Consider the following 24,284-nt stretch of genomic DNA (forward strand, 5'->3'; position numbering starts at 1 on the left):
ATGTGGCGCCGCCTGATCTACCACCCGGAAATCAACTACGCACTGCGACAAACGCTGGTGTTGTGCCTGCCGGTGCTGTTCGGCTTGCTGATAGGCCAGCTGCAGCTCGGCCTGATGTTCTCCCTCGTGCCCGCCTGCTGCAATATCGCCGGGCTGGATACGCCGCATAAGCGCTTCTTTAAACGACTGATCGTCGGCGGTTCGCTGTTCGCCTTCAGCGGCGTGCTGCTGCAACAGGCCCTGCTGTGGCACGTGCCGCTGCCGGCGCTGATGTTGGGCCTGGCGCTGCTGCTCGGCGTCACCGGCGAAATCAGCCCGCTGCACGCCCGGCTGTTGCCGGCGGCGCTGGTAGCCGCCATCTTCGCCCTCAGCACGGCCGGCACGGTGCCTATCTGGCAGGCGCCGCTGCTGTACGCGATCGGCACCGCCTGGTACGGCTTATTCACCTGGTTCTGGTTCAAGCTGTGGAAAGAGCAGCCGATGCGCGAGACGCTGAGCCAACTCTACCTGGAACTGGCGGACTATTTCGAAGCCAAATACTCACTGCTGACCCAGCACACCGATCCGCAGACCGCGCTGCCGCCGCTGCTGGTGCGCCAGCAAAAGGTGATGGATCTGATCAGCCTGTTGTACCAACAGCTTAATTTCCTGCCGCACACCAACAACCTCGAGCAAAAGCGCCTGCAGCGCGCCTTTCAGGTGGCGATGGACCTGCAGGAGCACATCACCGTCAGCCTGCATCTGCCGGAAGAGGTGCAAAAACTGGTGGAGCAGAGCCAGGCCGAAGCGATCATTCGCCGCAATGCTCAGGTGATCGCCGGCCGGCTGCGCGTGGTGGCGCACGATATTCTCTACCATCAACATTCGAAGCGCTTCTCCATGACCCACGAGCTGGCGGCGCTGGAAAAAATGGCGGCGCAGCATCCCGATAATCCGGTCGGCCAGTTTTGTTATTACCACTTCAGCCGCATCGCCCGCCTGCTGCGCACCCAGCATCCGCTGTACCGCCGCGACCTGATGCCCGGCCAGCACCGCCTGCCGTTTTGGCCGGCGCTGCTCAGCTATCTGTCGTTCAAATCCACCGCCCTGCGCAACGCCGCGCGGCTGGGCGTGACGCTGGCGGTCGGCAGCAGCCTGGGTGCGGTATTCAACCTGCCGAAGCCTTACTGGATCCTGCTCACCATCATGCTGGTGAGCCAAAACGGGTATAACGCCACCCGGGTGCGTATTCAGCACCGTGCGCTGGGCACGATTGCCGGGCTATTGCTGGCGGCCGGGCTGCTGCAGCTGCAGTTGCCGGAGGGAGAAACGCTGAGCATCATGCTGGTGATCACCCTGCTGGCCTACCTGGTTTCGCGCAAGAACTACGGGCTGTCGGTGATTGGCTTTACGGTCACGGCGGTTTACACCCTGCAGCTGCTGGCGCTGAACGGCTCGCATTTTCTGGTACCGCGCCTGATCGATACGCTGATCGGCTGCGTGCTGGCGTTCGGCGGCACCATTTGGCTGTGGCCGCAGTGGCAAAGCGGGCTGCTGCGCAAGAATGCCCATCAGGCGCTGGAGAACGATCAAGCCGCGCTGCGGCTGATGCTGAAGCAACCGGAACCGGACGCCACCGCGTTGGCCTATACCCGCATGCAGGTCAACCAGGCGCACAACGCGCTGTTCACCTCGCTCAATCAGGCGATGCAGGAGCCGGGGTTCGCGTCAAACTATCTGGCGGACATGCGGCTGTGGGTCACTCACAGCCAGTTCATCGTCGAACACCTGAACGCCATGACCATTCTGGCGCGCGAGCACTACATGCTGACGCCGAAACTGGCGCAAGAGTATCTGCAGACCTGTGAAATCGCGCTGCAAAGCTGCCAGCAGCGGTTGGAATACGACGGCCCGAGCAGCGGCAACAGCGGCATCATGCAGCCGCCGGATCTGCATCCGGACATGCCCGTTACCGAGATGGAGCGCCATCTGCGGCGCATTTTGTCGCACCTGAGCGTGATGCACACCATTTCGTCGCTGGCCTGGCGCCAGCGCCCGCACCACGGCATCTGGCTCAAGCGCAAACTGCGCGATCAATAAGGGCGCGGCATGCCGCGCCCCGTTATATGCCGCGCGGGCTTCAGGCGTTGATCACATCCTGCACCGCCAGCTCGAACAGCGCCATGCCGGCCTCAATATCCTGCAGCTCCACCACCAACGACGGCGCGAAACGGATCACGTTCGGCCCGGCGTTGAGGATCATCAACCCACGCGCAGCGGCGGCGGTGAGGAAGTCGCGCGCCCTGCCGTGATAATGCGGCGTCAGCTCGGCGCCAATCAGCAGCCCCATGCCACGAATCGCGGTGAAAATACCGTATTTATCACCGATATGCTGTAAAGCCTGCACATACCGCGTGTGGCGCTGCTCGATGCCGCTCAGTACCTCCGGCGTATTGATCACGTCCAGGGCCGCCTCCGCCACCGCGCAGGCCAGCGGGTTGCCGCCGTAGGTGGTGCCGTGGGTGCCCACCTGCATCACCGACGCAATGTCTTCGGTGGTCAGCATGGCGCTGACCGGGAAACCGCCGCCCAGCGCCTTGGCGGTGGTGAGAATGTCCGGCGTCACGCCATAATGCATATAGGCGAACAGTTTGCCGCTGCGCCCCATGCCGCTTTGCACTTCGTCGAACACCAGCAGCGCCTGATGTTGGTCGCACAGCTCGCGCACACCTTTGAGGAAGCCGGCGTCGACCGGCGTAATACCGCCCTCGCCCTGAATCGGCTCCATCACCACCGCGCAGGTGTGGTCGTCCATCACCGCCTTCACCGCCGCCAGATCGTTGAACGGCACGTGCACGATGTCGGCCGGCTTCGGCCCGAACCCGTCGGAGTATTTGGCCTGCCCGCCCACCGACACGGTGAACAGCGTGCGGCCGTGAAACGCGTTATAGAAAGCGATGATTTTGGTTTTGTACGGGCTGTGGCGGGTGATGGCGTAATGGCGCGCCAGTTTGAACGCCGCCTCGTTGGCCTCAGCGCCGGAGTTGGCGAAGAACACCCGATCGGCGAAGGTAGCGTCGATCAGTTTGCTTGCCAGGCGCAGCGCGGGCTCATTAGTGAAGACGTTGCTGGTATGCCACAGGGTTTCGCCCTGGCGTTTGAGCGCCTCGACCAGCGCCGGATGGCAGTGCCCCAGCGCCGTCACCGCGATGCCGCCGGAAAAATCGATGTACTCTTTTCCCTGCTGATCCCAGACCCGGCTGCCTTGGCCGCGCACCGGCACAAACTGGGCAGGCGCATAAACAGGCAGGATCACCTGGTCAAAGGTACTGCGGCTCACTGCGGATTTTTCAGTCATTTTCGGCTCCACCCTGAAAGTTTTTCAGCGCTATCGTAATGTCAGATTGAAAACATAATCACGAAATATGCATAAAAAACCAATCAAGCGCAAACGCAAAACGCCTGACGGGCGAAAAAAACGCAGCGGAATTAACGCTTGAGGAAATTATCCAGCAGCTGGTGGCCCTGCTCGCTGAGCACGCTTTCCGGATGGAACTGCACACCTTCCAGCGCCAAAGTGCGGTGGCGGATGCCCATGATCTCGTCGCGCACGCCGTCGCGCTCGCTCCAGGCGGTCACTTCAAAACAGTCCGGCAGCGTATCGGCTTTCAGCACCAGCGAGTGATAGCGGGTCACGGTCAGCGGATCGCTCAGGCCATGAAACACGCCGACGCCCAGGTGACGAATCGCCGAGGTTTTGCCGTGCATCACCGCGCGGGCGCGCACCACCTCGGCGCCGAACGCCTGCCCCAGCGCCTGGTGCCCCAGGCACACGCCGAGGATCGGCAGCTTGCCGGCGAAATGACGAATGGCGGCCAGCGAGATACCCGCTTCGTTCGGGGTACAGGGGCCAGGGGAAATCACCAGATGCTGCGGCGCCAGCCGCTCGATATCGGCCAGCTGCAGCTCATCGTTGCGCTTCACCAGCACCTCGGCGCCCAATTCGCAGAAGTACTGGTAAAGGTTATAGGTAAAGGAGTCGTAGTTATCGATCAGCAGCAGCATGTTAGGTCCGGCAGAGAAAAATGCCGCCACAGTGTACTGATTTAACCTGCCGCTGCCGACGATAATTTCCGCTTACTTTTTACGGCCGCCGGTGATCGACCCCAGCACGCCGCGCAGGATCTGGCGGCCGAGATCGCGCGCCATACTCTTGGCTGCGGTCTGGACGATGCCGTCGCGCTTGCCGCCGCGCGGGCCGGTGGAACCGAACAGCAGCTCGTTCAGGCCGTCCATCAGGCCGCCGCCCGCCTGCTGTTGTTGCTGTTGCGCCTGCGGTTGCTGCCCCTGCTGCGGGGTGCCGACGGTGGCGAAGCCACCCGACGACAGCTTCTCGTAGGCGGATTCGCGGTCGATCATATCCTCATAGCGGCCATACAGCGGCGACTTGTTGATCGCGCTGTTCAGCCCTTCCGTGCCGAGCATGCCCATTTTGGATTCCGGCGCAATGACCATCGCCCGCTCCACCACGTTCGGTCGGCCCTTCTCATCGAGGAATGACACCAGCGCTTCGCCCACGCCCAGCTCGGTGATCGCCGTTTCGGCATCGAAGGCCGGATTGGCGCGCAGGGTTTGCGCCGCCGTCTTCACCGCCTTCTGATCGCGCGGGGTAAAGGCGCGCAGCGCATGCTGTACGCGGTTGCCCAGCTGACCCAGCACGCTGTCCGGAATGTCCAGCGGGTTCTGGGTGACGAAGTAAATGCCGACGCCTTTGGAGCGGATCAAACGCACCACCTGTTCGATCTTGGTCAACAGCGCCGCCGGCGCATCGTTGAACAGCAGGTGCGCCTCATCGAAGAAGAACACCAGCTTCGGTTGTTCAGGGTCGCCCACTTCCGGCAGGTGCTCAAACAGCTCGGCCAGCAGCCACAGCAGGAACACCGAATACAGCTTCGGCTGATTGATCAGCTTATCCGCCGCCAGCAGGTTGATCACGCCGTGACCGTTGGCGTCGGTTTTCATCAGATCGTTGATGTCCAGCATCGGCTCGCCGAAGAACTGGTTGGCGCCCTGCTCTTCCAACGTCAGCAACCCGCGCTGGATGGCGCCGATCGACGCGGCAGAGATATTGCCGTACTGAGTCTGGAATTGTTTGGCGTTGTCGCCGACGAACTGCACCATGGCGCGCAGGTCCTTCATGTCCAGCAACAGCAGCGCATTGTCATCGGCGATCTTGAACACCAGCTGCAGCACGCCGCTTTGCACCTCGTTCAGATCCAACAGGCGCCCCAGCAACAGCGGCCCGAGATCGGAAATCGTGGCGCGGATCGGGTGGCCCTTTTCGCCGTAAATATCCCACGGGATAATGGTGCAGGCCTGCGGCTGCCAGTCGGTGACGCCAATCGCCGCCAGACGCGCCTGCAGTTTCTCGGAAGGCACGCCCTCGGCGCCGATGCCGGACAGATCGCCCTTCACGTCGGACAGGAACACCGGCACGCCGATGCGCGAGAACTGTTCGGCCATTTTCTGCAGCGTCACCGTCTTACCGGTGCCGGTTGCCCCGGTGATCAGCCCGTGGCGGTTGGCCAACGCCGGCAAAATCACCAGATCCTGCTCCGGTTTTCCGTCTTTCATCGCTTTGGCGATAATCCGTGGTTCACTCATTTTCTGTTCCTTTGACGCTGACGCGGCGCGAAACGCGCCTGTTGATGCAATAAAGCTATAAGCGCCGCGTAACCCCGTCAAGGACAAACAAAATGGGTACCGTCGGAGCCTGATGAATTCAGATTGCGCTTAGCGTCAGAGCGTCTTTGTTTGAACAATAAAGCACCAGTGCTATAGCGACCATTACGCTGTATATACGAGGTAAATACCATGTCTGAATCTACCGTGGTAATTCGCGTGGATGAAGAGTTAAAAACTGCTTTCGCCAGCGCGGCAAAGGCCGCCGATCGCACGGCTTCGCAACTGCTGCGAGATTTCATGCGCGAGTTTGTCAGCCGCCAGGCGCAGCAGGAAAAGTACGACCAGTGGTTGAAGGAAAAGGTCGAGGTGAGCCGCAAGGCGTTGCGTGAAGGCAAGTTCGCCGACGATGAAGAGGTGGCCGCTTATTTCGCCGAACGCAGAGCGAAATCAACGCAATAAAACACAAAATGACTTTTGTGAAACTGACATGGACGGAACCCGCCATCGCCGATCGTCTGGCAATTTATGAATGGTTGGAACTTAAAAACCCGGCCGCCGCCGCAGAAAATGATGCAAAAATCGCTGACGCGGCGGCACGCCTCGTGCATCATCCCGCCAGCGGGAAAACGGGTCGGATAGCCGGCACGCGCGAGCGGCTCATCTCACCGTCCTGTTTGCTGGTCTATGAATGGGCGGCTCAGCGCGTCATCGTATTGGCCATCGTGCATACTCGCCGCCGGTGGCCGCCGGCATAGTCACCCCCGCAGCCCCAGTTGTTCCTTCAGCGCCTTCAAATAGCGCCGGCTGACCGGCACCGGATCGCCGGCCGACATGATCATCTCCGCTGCGCCGCCCTCTTCGAAGCGGATTTCACGCACCTGCTCCAGGTTGACCAAATACTGCCGATGGCAGCGCACCAGCGGCGTACGGCTTTCCAGCGTGCGCAGCGTCAGCTCGGTGAAACACTCCATGCCGTCGCTGCGCACCACGAAGACCCCGCTCAGCTTGGAACGGATCGCCAACACTTCGTCGAACCGCAGCAGATAGATGCGGCTGTGGCCGGTGCAGGGAATGTATTTCAGGTAACCGGCGCTCTCTTCCAGCGCCGCCACGTCCTGCGGTGCACTGCGCTGCCGCAGGCGTTGCAGCGTCTTGCTCAGCCGCTTCGGCTCCGCCGGCTTCAGCAGATAGTCGAAGGCATGCTCCTCGAACGCCTGCACCGCGTATTCGTCGTAGGCGGTCAGAAACACGATGTGCGGCATGCGGTTGGGATCCAGCATGCCGACCATTTCCAGCCCGCTGATGCGCGGCATCTGGATATCGAGAAACACCACGTCCGGCTGCAGTCGGTGGATCTGGCTGATGGCTTCGATGGCGTTGGCGCATTCGCCGATAATCGCGATCTCCGCCTCGGCCTCCAGCAGATGGCGCAGGTTGTCGCGCGCGGAAGGTTCATCGTCAACAATCAGTGCGTTTAACATCAGGCGGCCCTCTCCATGGGGACATTGAGCGTAATGCGGGTGTAGGCGTCCGGCCGGCAATCCACCTGCACGCCATAGCCTTCGCCGTAGCGCACGCGAATGCGTTTATCCACCAGATTCATCCCCAGCCCGCTGCAGTTCGGTTTCGGCTGGAACAGCCCGGCGTTGTCCGTCACCTGCAGCAGCAGATGCTCGCCCTCGCAGCAGGCGCCGATTTCGATGCGGCCCACGCCCAACAGATGCGAGGTGCCATGCTTGATGGCGTTTTCGACGATCGGCTGCAGCGAGAACGCCGGCAGCCGCACCGCCAACAACGCCTCCGGCAGCGATACCGCGATCTCCAGCCGATCGGCGAAGCGCGCTTTCTCGATCTGCAGGTAGGCGTTCACGTGTTCAATCTCGTCCGCCAGGCTGACTTCGTCATCCGAGCGTTTGAGGTTTTTACGAAAGAAGGTCGAGAGGGACTGCACCAGATCGCAGGCGCGCTCGCCATCGCGGCGGATCACCGCCACCAGGGTATTCAGGGCATTGAACAGGAAATGCGGATTGACCTGCGCATGCAGCAGCTTGATCTCCGACTGTGCCAGCAGCTGCTTGTGGCGCTCGTACTGTCCGGCCATGATCTGCGCCGACAGCAGGCTGGCGATGCCTTCGCCCAGCGTACGATTGATGGTGCTGAACAGCTGGCTTTTCGGTTCGTACAGTTTGATGGTGCCGATCACCCGCTGGTTTTCGCCGCGCAGCGGGATCACCAGCGTCGATCCCAGCTTGCAGGCCGGATTGATCGAGCAGCAGTAAGAGAGCTGATTGCCGTCGGCGTACACCACCTCGTTGTTGTCGATGGCGCGATGCGAATGCACCGAGGCGATCGGCGTGCCCGGCAGGTGGTGATCGTCGCCGATGCCGATAAACGCCAGCAGCTTGTCGCGATCGGTGATCGCCACCGCGCCGATGCCCAGCTCCTGATAGATCACCCGGGCGACCTTCATGCTGTTCTCCTGATCGAACCCCTGCCGCAGGATGCCCTCGGTGCGCTCGGCGATCTTCAGCGCCTTGGAAGAGAAGGCGCTGGTGTATTTTTCGAACATCGCGCGCCTATCCAGCAGGATTTGCATGAACATCGCCGCGCCGACGGTATTGGCGATCATCATCGGCAGCGCGATGTGCTCCACCAGCTGCAACGCTTCGTCGTAGGGGCGCGCCACTGCCAGGATGATCGCCATCTGCAGCACTTCCGCCACCAGCGCCACGCCGCCGACGAACAGCGGATTGAACAGCAGCTCGATGCGCCCCCGGCGCATGGCGATGCTGTGTACGATGCCGCCGACCAGGCCTTCCGACACCGTGGAGATCGCGCAGGCCACGTCGGTCATGCCGCCGAGCGTATACCGGTGCAGGCCGCCGGTCAGCCCGACCAGAAAGCCCACCGACGGCCCGCCCAGCAGCCCGCCCAGGACCGCGCCTATCGCGCGGGTGTTGGCGATCGAATCCTGAATGTGCAGCCCGAAATAGGTGCCCATGATGCAGAACACCGAGAAGATCACGTAGCACAGCAGCTTGTGCGGCAGGCGGATGGTCACCTGCATCAGCGGGATGAACAGCGGGGTTTTGCTCAGCAGATAGGCGATAACGAGATAGACGCACATCTGCTGCAACAGCAACAGCACCTGGTTAAATTCATACATGGCAGCAACTCATCCAGAGACAACAAAGGGCGAACGCCGGATTTCCGGTCTGATTATTGTCTGCCGATTAGAGCATGGGGCGCGGGAGAAAACAGTGATGAAGGCAAGGCTTCGGGAGGAAGGAGCGGCCGACCCCGGCGGGATCGGCCAAAAAACTTACGGCAGCACCTTAGCCGACAGAATCACCACCGGTTTGGTCGGCACATTCTGGTAAGGGCCGACGTTGCCGGTCGGCACCTGGGCAATTTTGTCCACCACGTCCATGCCTTTCACCACTTTGCCAAACACCGCGTAGCCGAAGTCACGCTGGCCGTGATCCAGGAAGGCGTTATCCGCCACGTTCAGGAAGAACTGGCTGGTGGCGCTATCCTTGTCGGCGGTGCGCGCCATCGAGATGGTGCCGCGCAGGTTGCGCAAGCCGTTGTCGGCTTCGTTCTTGATCGGCGCCTTGGTGGATTTTTGCTGCATGTCAGCGGTGAAACCGCCGCCCTGCACCATAAAACCCGGGATCACGCGGTGGAAGATGGTGTTGTTGTAGTACCCGCTGTTGACGTAGTCGACGAAGTTCTGGCTGGAAACCGGTGCCTTCTGGCTGTCGAGCGCCAACTCGATATTCCCCGCCGAGGTCGTCAGCATGACGTGGGTCTCACCGGCGGCGAGTGCGGCTGGCGCCACTGCGGTCAGGGAACACAGCGCGACGAAGGTCACTAAAGTACGTTTGAACATTAACGGGTCCTTTCTCTGAGAGACAAACAACGGAAAAGCGCTTTGATTCTAAAGAGCTGTATCGGCAAGTGCCAGCCATTTACCTATATTTACCCAATTACGGGACATATCCTAGGCGGCCCTGAATTTTGCTGCGGAAAGTATGGGCGCAGAAGGCTTTTTTGCCAACCGCATCACGCATTTTTTGCCCCGCACCACTCTGGGTCGGTTTTTGCGATCTGCCTCCCAGTTTGCACACGCATTGTCGTTACTCTATTTAAATGAGAGCGCTCTCATTATAAAAAGAACGGATACTGAAGCATCCCACGGCGGCATCGCCGCGCAACCCCTGGAGAAATGACGTGAGTGAATTGATGACTGAAGTCAGCCCCGAGTTTGAAAGCACCATCATGGAACTGCTGGTGTTCTCCGGCAGCGCGCGCAGCAATGCGTTGATGGCGCTGCGGCAAGCGCGCGCCGGCGACTTCGCCGCTGCGGCCAAACACATGGCCGAGTCCAAAGAGTGGGTGAAGAAGGCGCACCTGATCCAGACCGAGCTGATCGGCCTGGACGAAGGCTGCGGCAAGCTGGCGATCAACCTGATCACCGTGCATGCGCAGGACCATCTGATGAACGCCATGGTGATCCAGGATCTGGCCGACGACATGATCGAGCTCTATCGCCGTCAGTCGCCGACGGAGGGCCGCCCATGAGCACGCTCAAAATCGCCGTGATCGGCGGCGGCAGCAGCTACACTCCCGAACTGGTCGACGGGCTGATCCAGCGCATCGAGGAGCTGCCGGTCACCGAACTGGCACTGGTGGACGTCGAACCGGGCCGGCAAAAAGTGGAAACCATCGCCGCTCTGACCCGCCGCATGCTGGCGCGCCACGGGCTGGAACAGGTGAAGGTCAGCGTGCACTTCGCGCTGGACGACGCCATTCGCGGCGCCGCTTTCGTGCTGACCCAGTTCCGCGTTGGGCAACTGCCGGCGCGCGCCGCGGATGAACGGCTGGGCCTGAAATACCAACTGCTCGGCCAGGAAACCACCGGCGTCGGCGGCTTCGCCAAAGCGCTGCGCACCATACCGGTGATGCTGGATATCGCTCGCCGGGTGGAAAAATTGGCGCCGGACGCCTGGATCATCAACTTCACCAACCCGGCCGGTATCGTCACCGAGGCGGTGTCTCGCTTTACCAAAGCGAAGATCATCGGCCTGTGCAACGTACCGATCAGCATGCATCACATGATCGCCAACATGCTGCAGGCGCCTTACGCCGACGTACAGCTGCAGTTCGCCGGCCTAAACCACATGGTCTGGGTGCATCGGGTCACGCACCTGGGACGCGACGTCACCGCCAAGGTGATCGACATGCTGTGCGACGGTGCGGCGCTGACCATGAACAACATCAAGGAAGAGCCCTGGCAGCCGGACTTCCTGCGCGCGCTCGGCGCGATCCCCTGCCCGTACCACCGCTATTTTTACCAGACCCGCGAGATGCTGGCGGAAGAGATGGCCGCCGCCGGCGAGCGCGGCACCCGCGCCGAGCAGGTGATGCAGGTAGAAAAAGAGCTGTTCGAGCTGTATGCCGATCCGCAGTTAAACACGAAACCGGAACAGCTCAGCTTCCGCGGCGGTTCTTTCTATTCCGAAGTTGCGCTGGAGCTGATTCGTGCTATCCATAATAATCTCGGCACGCAATTAGTGGTCAACACCGCAAACCGCGGCGCAATCCATGGCCTGCCGGACGATGCTGTGATAGAAATCAACTGTATCGTCGATGCTCAGGGCGCACACCCGCTGACCTTCGGCCCGCTGCCGGAGCCGATGCAGGCCCTGACGCAGCAGGTGAAAGCCTACGAACGTCTAACCATCGAAGCCGCGGTGCACGGCGATCGTCGCAGCGGGTTGCTGGCGCTGATCGCCAACCCGTTAGTGGGCAACGCCAACCTGGCGCAGCCGCTGCTGGACGAGGTGTTGACGATAAACGCGCCGTATTTGCCGCAGTTCAGGTAAGCGGCTATACGCAGCCAGACAGGGGTTCGGCGCGCCGAACCCATTTTTTTAGCCGTAATTCAGGAGTGGGACGATGGTGACACTGGAAGATGTCGCGGCGCTGGCGGGCGTTTCGCGCGCCACCGTATCGCGCGTGGTGAACGGCGACAGCAACGTCAAGGCGCCGACCCGCGAGAAGGTTGAACGCGCCGTCGCCCAGCTCGGTTATACCCCCAACCCGGCGGCCCGCGCGCTCGCCTCCAGCCACAGCAATACCCTCGGGCTGGTCACCACGTCGTACCGCGGCGGCTTCTTCGGCGCACTGATGGACTTCGTGCAGACCGAGGCCGAGTCCCACGGCAAACAGCTGCTGGTGACCCAGGGCCGCAACAGCGCCGAAAACGAATGGCAGGCGATACAGCGGCTATTTAGCCTGCGCTGCGACGGCGTGATCCTGCACGTGCGTTTTCTCAGCGACGATCGGCTGCGCCAATTGGCGGCGGAACAACGTGATTTCGTGTTGCTCGATCGTCTGGTGCCGGGGCTGGAAGCCCGCTGTGTCACCTTCGATCACCCGCTCGCCAGCCGTATGGCGACGCAGCAACTGCTCGATGCCGGGCACCGGCGCATCGCCTGCATCAGCGGCCCGCGTGAGCGCCCGTCGAGCCGCCTGCGGCTGCAAGGGTTTGAAGAGGCGATGCAGGCGGCAAATATCGAACCGGTGGCCTGCCTGGAGGGCGTCTACGATCTGGAAAGCGGTTACCGCTGCGCCGATCGTCTGCTGCAGCAAGCCGCACGGCCCAGCGCCATCTACTGCTGCAACGAAGAGATGGCGATCGGCGCCCTGCTGGCAATCAACGAGCACCGCCTGCGGGTGCCGCAGGATATCTCCTTGATCTGCTACGACAGCGGCGAACGCGCGCCTTTCGTGCGCCCGGCGTTGAACAGCGTCCATTTTCCCATCAGCGAGATGGCCCAATACGCGGCGCGCAGGCTGATCGACCCCGCCACCCCGGCGCACCGGTTTGAGCCGACGATCGTCAACCGTGATTCCATTGTGACGGTGCGCAAATAGATCACAATAATGCGCATCGCCCCTTCATTGGTTACATCAAAAAATCGACAGCCATCACAAAAAATCCCGTTGTCTGTGCTAGGATCCGCCCCCTGGTGGCCTGATCGGGACTTTTTTCTGCGTTTGCCAGGAAAAGCCAGCGGCCTTATGCCAGCGTTAAAACCTCTAACAGACATATTCAGGCCTATACAATGAATGACAGTAACCGCATACGGCTTACCTGGATCAGCTTCTTTTCGTACGCGCTGACCGGTGCTTTAGTGATCGTCACAGGGATGGTGATGGGAAACATTGCAGAGTACTTTAACCTGCCGGTTTCCAGCATGAGTAACACCTTTACTTTCCTCAACGCCGGTATTTTGATTTCGATCTTCCTCAATGCCTGGCTGATGGAAATCATCCCGCTGAAGCGTCAGCTGATCTTCGGCTTTGTCCTGATGGTGCTGGCGGTCGCAGGGCTGATGCTCGGCAAGAGCCTGACCATGTTCTCGCTGTGCATGTTTATCCTCGGCGTGGTTAGCGGTATCACCATGTCGATCGGCACCTTCCTGATCACGCACATGTATGCCGGCCGCCAGCGCGGTTCACGCCTGTTGTTCACCGACTCCTTCTTCAGCATGGCTGGGATGATCTTCCCGATCGTCGCCGCGATGCTGCTGGCCCGCCACATCGGCTGGTACTGGGTTTATGCCTGCATCGGCCTGCTGTACGTGGGGATCTTCGTGCTGACCCTGTGCTCCGAATTCCCGGTGCTGGGCAAGAAAGGCGCCGACGCCGGTCAGCCGGTCGAGAAAGAAAAATGGGGCATCGGCGTGCTGTTCCTGTCGATCGCCGCGCTGTGCTACATCCTCGGCCAGCTGGGCTTCATTCAGTGGGTGCCTGAGTACGCCACCAAATCGTTTAACATGGACATCGGCCAGGCCGGTAAGCTGGTGAGCGACTTCTGGACCTCTTACATGGTCGGCATGTGGGTGTTCAGCTTCATCCTGCGCTTCTTCGATCTGCAGCGCATCGTTACCGTGCTGGCCGCACTGGCTACCGGCGCGATGTACCTGTTCGTCAGCACCGACAACCCGGAGCATCTGGGCTACTACATCATGGCCCTGGGTTTCGTTTCCAGCGCCATCTACACCACGCTGATCACCCTCGGCTCGCTGCAGACCAAGGTCTCCTCACCGAAGCTGGTCAACTTTATCCTGACCTGCGGCACCATCGGCACCATGCTGACCTTCGTGGTCACCGGCCCGATCGTGGCGAAAGGCGGCGCGCACGCGGCGCTGACCACCGCCAACGGCCTGTACCTGGCGGTGTTCGTGATGTGTCTGCTGCTGGGCTTTGTGACCAAGCACCGCAGCCACGGTCACGTGACACATTGATCCGCACACAGGGCTGAGTTCATCGTCGTTGACTGAGAATGCCCTCTCTCCTTAGATAAATGCCGGCCACTTCTCCCTGGCCGGCATTTTTTATTCCTCCCGCTTTTCCGTAGACCGGGCTAACGCGCCCTGGGCCGGCGGCATAACCGAATTTCATCTCCAATTCGCGGGGTGACGGAGCGTGATTAAATTGGCATTGTATAAAATGCCAACGCCCTGTATATTTGAAAACTCCGATTAATAAAAAACAACACTGGCCTACCGGCGAATATCGCTCACTTAGCCATTTCACTTATCATTTTCACGCATTCGGTTCTAAAATATTACCATCAAATATATATAAAGGAATCTCATAAATGAAGATTATATTTTATGCCTTGCTCTTATCTTTGATAAGCCATGCTCCTGTCTATGGTAAAAACACGTCATTCACAACGGCTTCAGCCATTAACGCGCGTAACGCAACGCACCAGTTTCTCTTAACTGCGAAAAACGCCTATGAGATTTATAACCTGGAAAAATTGGAAAATGCGCTATCCTCGGCTCACCAGAGTGCACCACAACGCCTGGACGTCCTATTTAGCCTGGGAAACACCTATATACTGCAAGGAAATATTAATAAAGCACTGGACGTCTACGCCGGAATAAATACCCAAACCGGTGGTGATATTGATGCGCTGACCTATCTGGTGATGTACAAACACTACCTGGGGCAATCAATTACCAACGAAATGTCGGCCCTAAGGAAAATCAGTGCGCAGCGAGCGAAAGATGTGGCGACCATAATCGGCAATATCAATGAGCAATTAGCTATGCCAACAGCGGAAACACTCCCCGCCGGCTACAACACAGACAAGCCAGCGCTAATACTCACCTTAGGCTATGCATTAAAAGAGGATGGCGTCATGGATAATATATTGATAGACCGGCTGAAAAAAACCTTAGCCATGGCGAAAATGTTACCTGAGGCTAAAATTATCGTAACGGGTGGTGTGCCGAGAAATGACAAAAGTGAAGGTATCGAAATGAAGCAATGGCTGATTGCCCAAGGAATAGACGAAAACAGGATAATTGCCGAAAACTACGCGACAGATACCGTAGAAAACTTTATTTATTCACGTTACATCATCAAACAAGCAAAACGAAATGACATTGTCATCGTCAGTTCCGCAACCCATGTGCGCAGGTGCCATGTCATTTTGCAATCTCTCGCCCTGGCCAAAGGAGAACACTATAACATCACAACCGTCGCGGCCCCAGACGCCTCCGAAGAAGAGATGAAATTCGAAGGGAAACGCAAACTGGGTATCTATCGTGATGCGCTACGCGCCTATGGATTGTATATGATTTCGGCCGCACCTGAATTTTCGTTAAACTGATGGCGCGCTCCCGGATGACTCGCTGCCCGCCGGGAGTTATATCACTGTTCAGGGCCGACTCAGTTCGATTCCCAACCAGGAAGGCACCGGTCGGGCATTCCCGTCGGGTTGTTTTATCGGCGAGCACCAAGCGCCAGAGTTAGGGCAGCTGCTCTTGGGCGCTTCGCCGCCGCCCCATTTTGCAATGCCGTTTTTGATAACCAATGCGGCGGAACCACCGCCGTCCAGTTCTACCGCCATCTTGGCCTCCAATGCCCGGAACAACGCGGTCAGATCCTCGCGGTCAACACCGTCACGGTAGGCACCGCCGTGAAAAATATAGAGACGATCCTGCTTGTTATGGTAACCCAGGGCAATCCGGGTCGTTTGAGCCGGCCCGTTATCCGGCTGACCTTCTGGGCCGTCATCACGCCGTGGAATCAGCGAGGTTCCAGAAAAGGCCACAAACTGAGCCCTCATATTGCTTAGCCTATCGGCCAAACGCGTGGCTTCAGTACTAAACCGATCGGTGTTATTTACAATGTGCAACGGAATACCAGGCTGATTCATTTCCCAAAAAAGTGTGTCGACCGGCGCAGCTTTATTATGCTCATCGACGAAATGACGCAGCCCGGGGAAATAGTCACCGGTTTCCAGCTCCGGCTGCGTTGCACCGTCTTTAATATTGTCATAGTACATACCAAGCGGCGTTGCACAACCGTTACTTATCCAGGTACTGCCACGTCTTTGTGGCCTGATATCAAAATAGTTAACGTTCAGCACAATATCGGGAAAAGCCAACCTTCCCCATGCACCAACAGGGTAATAAATTTCATTAGATTGTTTAACCCCATCGTCCGTTGACGCATTGTCATTCTTTTCGCACCGTAGCGATGTCCGCTTTTTCATGTCCAACAGCAATGACGGCACCAATTTCCTCACATTGGGAATAACCAGCAGCGTCCCATTTTGGTTATTGGCATAGTACTCGTCAATGCCTGAGCGCATTGGTATCTGATGGTCTTTATCAAAAGTGTATACGAATGGCGCATCTTTGTTTTTTTCTATCGCATCCGTCAGCTTCATTAAAACATTAGCGCCATCGGGACCAATATTTACGACTTTACTTAGACGAACATAGATATCATTACCGCTGCCTATTTTATCAGAATGTACGGTCGCGTTGAGAGTAAACGTATATTTCCCAGACCTTGGTGTTGGTATCACCCTGACGAATCGTTTATCCCTGCCAAATCCATATAACTGAAAGATCTGCTGACTTTCTCGCCCTGTTTCGTCATGTTTTATGCCAACCAACAGGCTCAACTTATAAGGATCTTCCCAATCGTACCAAAAACCCGTACTGTAATCTTGATACTTGTTCACCCATAGAATTAAAACCATCTTCCCATCGACATATTTTTCACACATCGTGAACATGGCATACCTATATTCATTAGCCGAATATTTCTCTGTGGCACGCTTATCACAATTGGGATCCTGAATGTTTATGTCATCAAAATCATTGGTCGGATCCGTAACGCTACCTTCGCCAGCAGGCGCCGCATAGCATGCCCCGCCAAAAACCAGGAAACTAAACAATGCTACGCGGCGTAAAATCATCATCAATCCTTGCATGTCAGACACCAATAAAGTTAATCACCAATCCCTGGAAATTAGACCACAACCCAAAGAATATCCACAGGATTAAATAAAAACCCTCAAATAGTTGACTAGAATCAATATCAACAACCCATTATCCGACAAGAAGTGAAAATATAGGATAAAAATAACTAATGAGTCGCATTCCATGGTAAAAAACACACTTGAAATTATTTTAACGATTAATTATTAGATACTCCAGGTTATAAAGAGAATCATTAACTGGCCGAACAATAATGTACCTCGCATTACCGGAATTATCGTGAGAGGGCCGCCCACGACATATAATGTTCACCATCATTGTCGCGGGCAAAGGAACCGGCTAACGCCGAAAATCCACCGTCTCATCCTGCTGCAAATGCAGCGTGGTTTCCGCCGGCCGCGTTTCGGCGATCACCGCCCCCTGGCGAATCGAATAACGCACCGGCGTCTGGCGGCGCACCGCGTCGAAGCCGCTTTCCGCCGGCAGGATCACCAGGTTGGCGCTGTTGCCGGCCGCCAGCCCGTAGTCGCTCAGGTTAAGGGTGCGCGCGCTGTGGTGGGTGATCAGCTTCAGCCCATCGTCGATCTGGCCATAGCCCATCAGCTGGCACACGTGCAGCCCCATATGCAGCACCTGCAACATGTTGGCGGTGCCGAGCGGGTACCAGGGATCGAACACGTCGTCATGGCCGAAGCAGACGTTGATCTCTGCCTCCAGCATCTCCTTCACCCGCGTCACGCCGCGCCGTTTCGGGTAGCTGTCGAAACGCCCCTGCAGGTGAATGTTCACCAGCGGGTTGGCGACGAAGTTGATGCCGGACATTTTCAGCAGGCGGAACAGCCGCGAGGCGTAAGCGCCGTTGTAAGAGTGCATCGCCGTGGTGTGGCTGGCGGTGACCTTTCGCTCCCATCTCCAGCTTCAGCGCCAGCGCCGCCACGGTCTCGACGAAGCGCGATTGCTCGTCGTCGATTTCATCGCAGTGCACGTCCACCAGCCGATCGTATTTTTGCGCCAGCGCGAACGCCTTATGCAGCGACTCCACGCCGTATTCGCGGGTGAATTCGAAGTGCGGAATGGCACCCACCACGTCGGCCCCCAGCCGCAGCGCCTCTTCAAGCAGCGCTTCGCCGTTAGGATAGGAAAGGATCCCCTCCTGCGGGAAGGCGACGATCTGCAGCGTCACCCAGGGCGCCACCTCCAGCTTCACCTCCAGCATGGCACGCAGCGCGGTCAGCGTGGGATCGGAAACGTCAACGTGGGTGCGCACATACTGCACGCCGTTGGCGATCTGCCACTTGAGCGTTTGCCAGGCGCGCTGTTTGACATCTTCATGGGTCAGCAACGCTTTACGTTCGGCCCAGCGCTCAATGCCCTCGAACAACGTGCCGGACTGGTTCCAGGCCGGCTGACCGGCGGTTTGCGTGGTATCCAGGTGAATATGCGGTTCGACGAACGCCGGCAACGCCAGCCCGCCCTGCGCATCCAACACGTCGCTGCGCCACTCCTGCCCTTCCGGCTGCGGCACCAGATGCGCGATGCGCCCCTGTTCGATCGCCAGTTGCCACAACCCTTCATGCCCGCTTAAACGCAGGTTGTCGATAAACTTCAATGGACGTTTCGCCACCCTTCACCTCTGCCGTTGCGCTGGTTTTCTTCATCATACTGGCAGCGGATCGCGCTGACAAAGTCGCCGTTGCCTGCCTACCCCTGCGTTTACTCCCTGCGGGGTAATTTGCATGCAAACTGACTCGCTTCAGCTAAAGGTGAATAAAATCCGCAACTTATCAAAAAACGTGAAAAATCATCTATATACCACGTTAGAGGTATATAAGGGTGTGATTGATTTGCATCAATAAATTGCCCATCGGGAGAGATAAGGTAAGCCTAGGAAACCAGAATTTTGAGGCAATAATGAGCAGAGTCAAACTTGCCGTCGTCGGCAATGGCATGGTCGGCCACCGGTTCATCGAAGATCTGTTGGATAAAGCAGACAAAGACCAGTTCGAAATCACCGTATTTTGCGAAGAGCCACGCATCGCTTACGATCGCGTGCACCTTTCCTCCTACTTCTCGCACCACACCGCCGAAGAGCTGTCGCTGGTGCGCGAAGGCTTTTACGAAAAACACGGCGTGAAGGTGCTGGTCGGCGAGCGCGCTATCACCATCAATCGCGACGAGAAGGTCATCCACTCCAACACCGGCCGCACCGTCTATTACGACAAGCTGATCATGGCCACCGGCTCCTATCCGTGGATCCCGCCGATTAAAGGCTCGGATAGCCAGGACTGCTTCGTTTACCGCACCATCGAAGACCTGAACGCCATCGAAGCCTGCGCGCGCCGCAGCAAACGCGGTGCGGTAGTCGGCGGCGGACTGTTGGGGCTGGAAGCCGCCGGCGCGCTGAAAAGCCTGGGGGTGGAAACGCACGTGATCGAGTTCGCTCCGGTGCTGATGGCCGAACAGCTCGACCCGATGGGCGGTGACCAGCTGCGCCGCAAGATCGAGCGCATGGGCGTCAAAGTACACACCGGCAAAAATACCCAGGAGATCGTCAACGGCGGTGGCACGGCGCGCAAAACCATGCATTTCGCCGACGGTAGCCTGCTGGAAGTGGATTTCATCGTGTTCTCCACCGGCATCCGCGCCCAGGACAAGCTGGCGCGTCAGTGCGGGCTGGAGATTGGCCGCCGCGGCGGCATCGCCATCAACGACAGCTGCCAGACGTCGGATCCGGACGTGTACGCCATCGGTGAGTGCGCCGCCTGGCGCGATCGCACCTTCGGCCTGGTGGCACCGGGTTACAAAATGGCGCAGGTGGCCGTCGATCACCTGCTGGGCCGCGAAAACGGCTTCCAGGGCGCCGACATGAGCGCCAAGCTGAAGCTGCTGGGCGTGGACGTCGGCGGCATCGGCGATGCCCACGGCCGCACCGAGGGCGCCCGCAGCTACGTTTATCTGGATGAAAGCAAAGAAGTCTACAAACGCATCGTGGTCAGCGCCGACAACAAAACCCTGCTCGGCGCGGTGCTGGTGGGCGACACCAGCGATTATGGCAACCTGCTGCAGCTGGCGTTGAACGGCATCGAACTGCCGGAAAACCCGGACGGCCTGATCCTGCCGGCCCACGCGGGCAGCAAACCGGCCATCGGCGTGGATTCGCTGCCGGAAAGCGCGCAGATCTGCTCCTGCTTCGACGTCAGCAAAGGCGACATCATCCAGGCGGTCAACAAAGGCTGCCACACCGTGGCGGCGCTGAAGGCAGAAACCAAGGCCGGCACCGGCTGCGGCGGCTGCATCCCGCTGCTCACTCAGGTGTTGAACGCCGAGCTGAGCAAGCAAGGCATCGAGGTCAACCACCACCTGTGCGAACACTTCGCCTATTCGCGCCAGGAGCTGTTCCACCTGATCCGCGTCGAAGGCATCAAGTCGTTCGAGGCGCTGCTGGCCAAATACGGCAAAGGCTACGGCTGCGAAGTGTGTAAACCCACCGTCGGCTCGTTGCTGGCTTCTTGCTGGAACGAATACATCCTCAAGCCGCAGCATACGCCGCTGCAGGATACCAACGACAACTTCCTCGGCAATATCCAGAAAGACGGCACCTACTCGGTGATCCCACGCTCCGCCGGCGGCGAAATCACCCCGGACGGCCTGCTGGCCATCGGCCAGATCGCCAAGGAATACAACCTCTATACCAAAATGACCGGCTCGCAGCGCATCGGCATGTTCGGCGCGCAGAAAGACGATCTGCCGGCCATCTGGCGCAAGCTGCTCGCCGCCGGTTTTGAAACCGGCCACGCGTATGCCAAGGCGCTGCGCATGGCGAAAACCTGCGTCGGCAGCACCTGGTGCCGCTATGGCGTCGGCGACAGCGTCGGCTTCGGCGTCACGCTGGAACATCGCTACAAAGGCATCCGCACCCCGCACAAAATGAAGTTCGGCGTCTCGGGCTGTACCCGTGAATGCGCCGAGGCGCAGGGCAAGGACGTCGGCATCATCGCCACCGAGAACGGCTGGAACCTGTACGTCTGCGGCAACGGCGGCATGAAACCGCGCCACGCCGACCTGCTGGCCGCCGACCTCGATCGCGAGACGCTGGTGCGCTACCTCGACCACTTCATGATGTTCTATATCCGCACCGCCGATAAGCTGCAGCGCACCTCGGTGTGGCTGGAAAGCCTGGAAGGCGGCATCGATTATCTGCGCAAGGTGATCGTCGACGACAAGCTCGGCATCAACGACCAACTGGAAGCGGAGATCGCCCGCCTGCGCGATGCGGTGATTTGCGAGTGGAAAGAGACCGTCGAGCATCCGGAAACGCAGCTGCGCTTCGCCCACTTCATCAACAGCCCGCTGCGCGATCCGAATGTGCAGGTAGTGGCCGAACGCGACCAGCACCGCCCGGCGCGCCCTGACGAGCGCATTCCCGTCACCCTGATCGATACCGAGGAGAGCCACGCATGAGCCAGTGGATTACCGTTTGTCCCGTCGCCGACATTCTGCCCGGCACCGGCGTGTGCGCCCTGATCGGCGATCGGCAGGTGGCGGTGTTCCGCCCCTATGCCGACGAGCAGGTGTTCGCCATCAGCAATATCGACCCGTTCGCCCAGGCCAGCGTGCTGTCACGCGGCCTCATCGCCGAGCATCAGGGCGAGCTGTGGGTCACCAGCCCGCTGAAGAAACAGCATTTCCGCCTGTACGACGGCCACTGTCTGGAAGACGACAGCCGTTCCGTCGCCAGCTTCGCCAGCCGGGTGGTCGACGGCATCGTGCACATCGCGGCATAACCTTTCGGGGGCGCATCCCGCCCCCACGTCGATAACCCCGAGGAATGCCGATGGACTACCTGCCGATTTTCTGCCAACTGCAACATAAAGCCTGCCTGTTGGTCGGCGGCGGCGAGATCGCCGAACGCAAGGCACGCCTGCTGCTGGACGCCGGCGCAGCGCTGACCGTCAACGCCGTGGACTTCACCCCGCAGTTCCACCTGTGGGCGGAAGAAGGCCGGTTGACGCTGGCCGAAGGCGAATTCAGTCCGGCACTGCTGGCGGAAAAATGGCTGGTGATCGCCGCCACCGACCGGCTGGAGGTCAACGCACTGGTGTATCAGTGCGCCAACCAGCAGCGGGTGTTCTGCAACGTGGTGGACGATCCGAAACGCGCCAGCTTTATCATGCCGTCAATCATCGATCGTTCGCCGATCATGGTGGCGGTGTCCTCCGGCGGCAAAGCGCCGGTGCTGGCGCGGCTGCTGCGCGAGAAGCTGGAAGCGATGCTGCCGCAGCACCTCGGCAAGCTGGCCCAGCTGGGCGGCTCGCTGCGGCAGCGGGTAAAACAACGCTTCAGCAGCCTCGGCGCGCGCCGTCGCTTCTGGGAACGGTTATTCGCCCACGATCGGCTGGCGCAGTCGCTGGCCAACGACGACGCCACGCTGGCCGAACGCCAGCTCGAGCAGCTGTTCAGCGAACAGCCGGAAGATCGCGGTGAAGTGGTGCTGGTGGGCGCCGGGCCGGGCGATGCCGGCTTGCTGACGCTGAAAGGGTTGCAGCAGATCCAGCAGGCCGACGTGGTGGTTTACGACCGGCTGGTCTCCGAAGAGATCATGACGCTGGTGCGCCGCGACGCCGAGTGTATCTTCGTCGGCAAACGCGCCGGGCACCACTGCGTGCCGCAAGAGCAAATCAACCAAATCCTGCTGCAGCAGGCGCAGCAAGGCAAACGCGTGGTGCGTCTGAAGGGCGGCGATCCCTTTATCTTCGGCCGCGGCGGCGAAGAGCTGGAGACGCTGGCAGACGCCAACGTGCCGTTCTCGGTGGTGCCGGGCATCACCGCCGCCTCCGGCTGTTCAGCCTACAGCGGTATCCCGCTCACCCACCGCGACCATGCGCAGAGCGTACGCCTGGTGACCGGGCACGCCAAGGCCGACGGCGGATTGGACTGGGCGACGCTGGCCGCCGGGCAACAGACGCTGGTGTTCTATATGGGGCTGTCGCAGGCGGCGGAGATCCAACGCCAGCTGATCGCGAATGGATTGGCGGCCACCACGCCGGTGGGGCTGGTAGAAAACGGCACTTCCTGCCGCCAGCGGGTGATCGAAGGCGAGCTCGGCCAACTGGGCGCCCTGTCACTGCAGGCCGCCAGCCCCAGCCTGATCATCGTCGGCAGCGTGGTCAGCCTGCGCAGCAAACTCAACTGGTTCGCCAGCGAGGCATCACCCGCCGGCCTGGCGCAAATGGCGTGATACCGACGTAAAAAAAGCGGCCCGTGGCCGCTTTTTTTATTTTCGCCGGCGTTACGCCTGCGGCGGTACGAAACCGACGGCCTGATAGACCTTCGCCAGGGTTTCCTGCGCGCGTGCGCGGGCCTTGGCGGCACCGTCGCGCATCACCTGCTGCAGATAGGCTTCGTCGTTACGGAAGCGGTGATAACGCTCCTGCAACTCACCCAGCATGCCGGAGACGGCCTCCGCCACCGCGCCTTTCAGGTGGCCGTACATCTGGCCTTCGAACTCGGCTTCCAACTGCGCGATGCTCTTGCCGGTCACGCCGGCGAGAATATCCAGCAGGTTGGAGACGCCCGCCTTGTTGACCACGTCGTAACGCACGACAGGTGGCTCTTCCGAGTCGGTCATTGCGCGCTTAATCTTCTTGGTCACCGCTTTCGGATCTTCCAGCAGGCCGATCACGTTGTTGCGGTTATCGTCCGACTTGGACATCTTCTTGGTCGGTTCCTGCAGCGACATCACGCGCGCGCCGGATTTAGGAATAAACGGCTCCGGCACTTTGAACACGTCGCCATACAGCGCGTTGAAACGCTGCCCCACGTCGCGGCTCAGTTCCAGGTGCTGCTTCTGGTCTTCGCCCACCGGCACCTGGTTGGTTTGATACAGCAGGATATCCGCCGCCATCAGCACCGGATAGCTGAACAGCCCGGCGTTGATGTTCTCCGCGTAGCGTGCGGATTTGTCTTTGAACTGCGTCATGCGGCTCAGTTCGCCGAAATAGGTGTAGCAGTTCAGCACCCAGCTCAACTGCGTGTGCTCAGGCACGTGCGACTGCACGAAGATGGTGCTTTTTTCCGGATCGATACCGCAGGCCAGGTACAGCGCCAGCGTATCCAGCGTGGCCTTGCGCAGTTTCTCGGCGTCCTGGCGCACGGTGATGGCATGCAGATCGACGATGCAGTAGATGCAGTCGTAGTCGTCCTGCATCTGCACCCACTGACGCAGCGCACCCATGTAGTTGCCGATGGTCAGTTCGCCGGACGGCTGCGCGCCGCTAAATACGATGGGCTTACTCATGT

19 protein-coding genes and 1 pseudogene are annotated in these 24,284 nt (G+C 59.4%); 11 read left to right on the forward strand and 9 right to left on the reverse strand.

Going from position 1 to position 24,284, the window contains the following annotated elements; genetic code table 11:
• Complete coding sequence (locus C3F38_RS00545) at positions 1-2,079, forward strand: YccS/YhfK family putative transporter (RefSeq protein WP_055313005.1); 2,079 nt, start codon at positions 1-3, stop codon at positions 2,077-2,079.
• Positions 2,080-2,119: 40 nt separating this feature from the next.
• Here the strand turns inward: C3F38_RS00545 and C3F38_RS00550 are convergent, their stop codons facing one another.
• From C3F38_RS00550 to C3F38_RS00560, 3 genes are all read right to left on the reverse strand, one after another.
• Positions 2,120-3,337, reverse strand: a complete 1,218-nt coding sequence (locus C3F38_RS00550) for an aspartate aminotransferase family protein (RefSeq protein WP_047729701.1) — start codon at positions 3,335-3,337, stop codon at positions 2,120-2,122.
• Positions 3,338-3,468: 131 nt separating this feature from the next.
• On the reverse strand, positions 3,469-4,044 hold the full coding sequence (locus C3F38_RS00555) for an aminodeoxychorismate synthase component II (protein ID WP_038878095.1): 576 nt from the start codon (positions 4,042-4,044) through the stop codon (positions 3,469-3,471).
• A 72-nt stretch (positions 4,045-4,116) separates the two neighbouring features.
• Complete coding sequence (locus tag C3F38_RS00560; protein ID WP_048232048.1) at positions 4,117-5,643, reverse strand: helicase HerA-like domain-containing protein; 1,527 nt, start codon at positions 5,641-5,643, stop codon at positions 4,117-4,119.
• Positions 5,644-5,853: 210 nt separating this feature from the next.
• Here C3F38_RS00560 and C3F38_RS00565 point away from each other — a divergent pair, with 210 nt between their 5' ends.
• Together C3F38_RS00565 and C3F38_RS00570 are read left to right on the forward strand one after the other, a co-directional pair.
• Positions 5,854-6,123 carry a hypothetical protein gene (locus C3F38_RS00565; protein WP_055316966.1) on the forward strand — a complete coding sequence of 90 codons (270 nt, stop codon included), beginning with the start codon at positions 5,854-5,856 and terminating at the stop codon, positions 6,121-6,123.
• 8 nt (positions 6,124-6,131) lie between these two features.
• Positions 6,132-6,419 carry a type II toxin-antitoxin system RelE/ParE family toxin gene (locus C3F38_RS00570; RefSeq protein ID WP_217354312.1) on the forward strand — a complete coding sequence of 96 codons (288 nt, stop codon included), beginning with the start codon at positions 6,132-6,134 and terminating at the stop codon, positions 6,417-6,419.
• Here C3F38_RS00570 and btsR read toward each other — a convergent pair whose 3' ends face one another.
• The 3 genes from btsR to ppiA all read right to left on the reverse strand — a co-directional run bounded on the left by btsR (position 6,420) and on the right by ppiA (position 9,556).
• On the reverse strand, positions 6,420-7,145 hold the full coding sequence (btsR, locus tag C3F38_RS00575; protein WP_047729698.1) for a two-component system response regulator BtsR: 726 nt from the start codon (positions 7,143-7,145) through the stop codon (positions 6,420-6,422).
• Entirely contained in the window at positions 7,145-8,830 is a 1,686-nt protein-coding gene (locus C3F38_RS00580) for a sensor histidine kinase (protein ID WP_033636285.1), read from the reverse strand. Before C3F38_RS00580 ends, btsR begins: the two co-directional genes overlap by 1 nt.
• 156 nt (positions 8,831-8,986) lie before the next feature.
• Entirely contained in the window at positions 8,987-9,556 is a 570-nt protein-coding gene (ppiA, locus tag C3F38_RS00585) for a peptidylprolyl isomerase A (RefSeq protein ID WP_047729697.1), read from the reverse strand.
• A gap of 353 nt (positions 9,557-9,909) precedes the next feature.
• On the opposite strand from ppiA, the gene C3F38_RS00595 reads away from it, so the two are divergent.
• The 5 genes from C3F38_RS00595 (at position 9,910) to C3F38_RS00615 (ending at position 15,361) form a co-directional block, all read left to right on the forward strand.
• Complete coding sequence (locus C3F38_RS00595; protein WP_055316965.1) at positions 9,910-10,248, forward strand: PTS lactose/cellobiose transporter subunit IIA; 339 nt, start codon at positions 9,910-9,912, stop codon at positions 10,246-10,248.
• Positions 10,245-11,552, forward strand: a complete 1,308-nt coding sequence (locus tag C3F38_RS00600; protein WP_055316964.1) for a 6-phospho-beta-glucosidase — start codon at positions 10,245-10,247, stop codon at positions 11,550-11,552. The genes C3F38_RS00595 and C3F38_RS00600 overlap by 4 nt, the downstream gene beginning before the upstream one ends.
• A gap of 73 nt (positions 11,553-11,625) precedes the next feature.
• Complete coding sequence (locus C3F38_RS00605) at positions 11,626-12,606, forward strand: LacI family DNA-binding transcriptional regulator (RefSeq protein WP_048232054.1); 981 nt, start codon at positions 11,626-11,628, stop codon at positions 12,604-12,606.
• Between the two features lie 191 nt (positions 12,607-12,797).
• A complete protein-coding gene (gene tsgA, locus C3F38_RS00610) occupies positions 12,798-13,982 on the forward strand; it encodes an MFS transporter TsgA (protein WP_033636290.1) in 1,185 nt (394 codons plus the stop codon).
• Between the two features lie 356 nt (positions 13,983-14,338).
• On the forward strand, positions 14,339-15,361 hold the full coding sequence (locus C3F38_RS00615; RefSeq protein ID WP_053056843.1) for a YdcF family protein: 1,023 nt from the start codon (positions 14,339-14,341) through the stop codon (positions 15,359-15,361).
• Between the two features lie 48 nt (positions 15,362-15,409).
• On the opposite strand, the gene C3F38_RS00620 is transcribed toward C3F38_RS00615, so the two are convergent.
• Positions 15,410-16,978 carry a phosphodiester glycosidase family protein gene (locus C3F38_RS00620; RefSeq protein ID WP_080478999.1) on the reverse strand — a complete coding sequence of 523 codons (1,569 nt, stop codon included), beginning with the start codon at positions 16,976-16,978 and terminating at the stop codon, positions 15,410-15,412.
• 346 nt (positions 16,979-17,324) lie between these two features.
• Positions 17,325-18,609 (reverse strand): annotated as a pseudogene (locus C3F38_RS00625) (cytosine deaminase).
• A 287-nt stretch (positions 18,610-18,896) separates the two neighbouring features.
• Between C3F38_RS00625 and nirB the strand changes: the two are divergent.
• From nirB to cysG, 3 genes are read left to right on the forward strand one after another with little or no spacing between them, the layout of a single operon-like run.
• Complete coding sequence (gene nirB / locus C3F38_RS00630) at positions 18,897-21,446, forward strand: nitrite reductase large subunit NirB (RefSeq protein ID WP_055316962.1); 2,550 nt, start codon at positions 18,897-18,899, stop codon at positions 21,444-21,446.
• Entirely contained in the window at positions 21,443-21,769 is a 327-nt protein-coding gene (gene nirD / locus C3F38_RS00635) for a nitrite reductase small subunit NirD (protein WP_055316961.1), read from the forward strand. Before nirB ends, nirD begins: the two co-directional genes overlap by 4 nt.
• Positions 21,770-21,819: 50 nt before the next feature.
• A complete protein-coding gene (cysG, locus tag C3F38_RS00640) occupies positions 21,820-23,223 on the forward strand; it encodes a siroheme synthase CysG (RefSeq protein WP_047729690.1) in 1,404 nt (467 codons plus the stop codon).
• 51 nt (positions 23,224-23,274) lie between these two features.
• On the opposite strand, the gene trpS is transcribed toward cysG, so the two are convergent.
• The gene (trpS, locus tag C3F38_RS00645) at positions 23,275-24,282 is read right to left on the reverse strand and encodes a tryptophan--tRNA ligase (protein ID WP_025304534.1); all 1,008 of its coding nucleotides are present in this window, start codon (positions 24,280-24,282) and stop codon (positions 23,275-23,277) included.
• Between the last annotated feature and the right edge of the window lie 2 nt (positions 24,283-24,284).

Origin of the sequence: Serratia sp. SSNIH1 (assembly GCF_002935055.1) — a bacterium.
Taxonomy (GTDB): Bacteria; Pseudomonadota; Gammaproteobacteria; order Enterobacterales; family Enterobacteriaceae; genus Serratia; species Serratia nevei.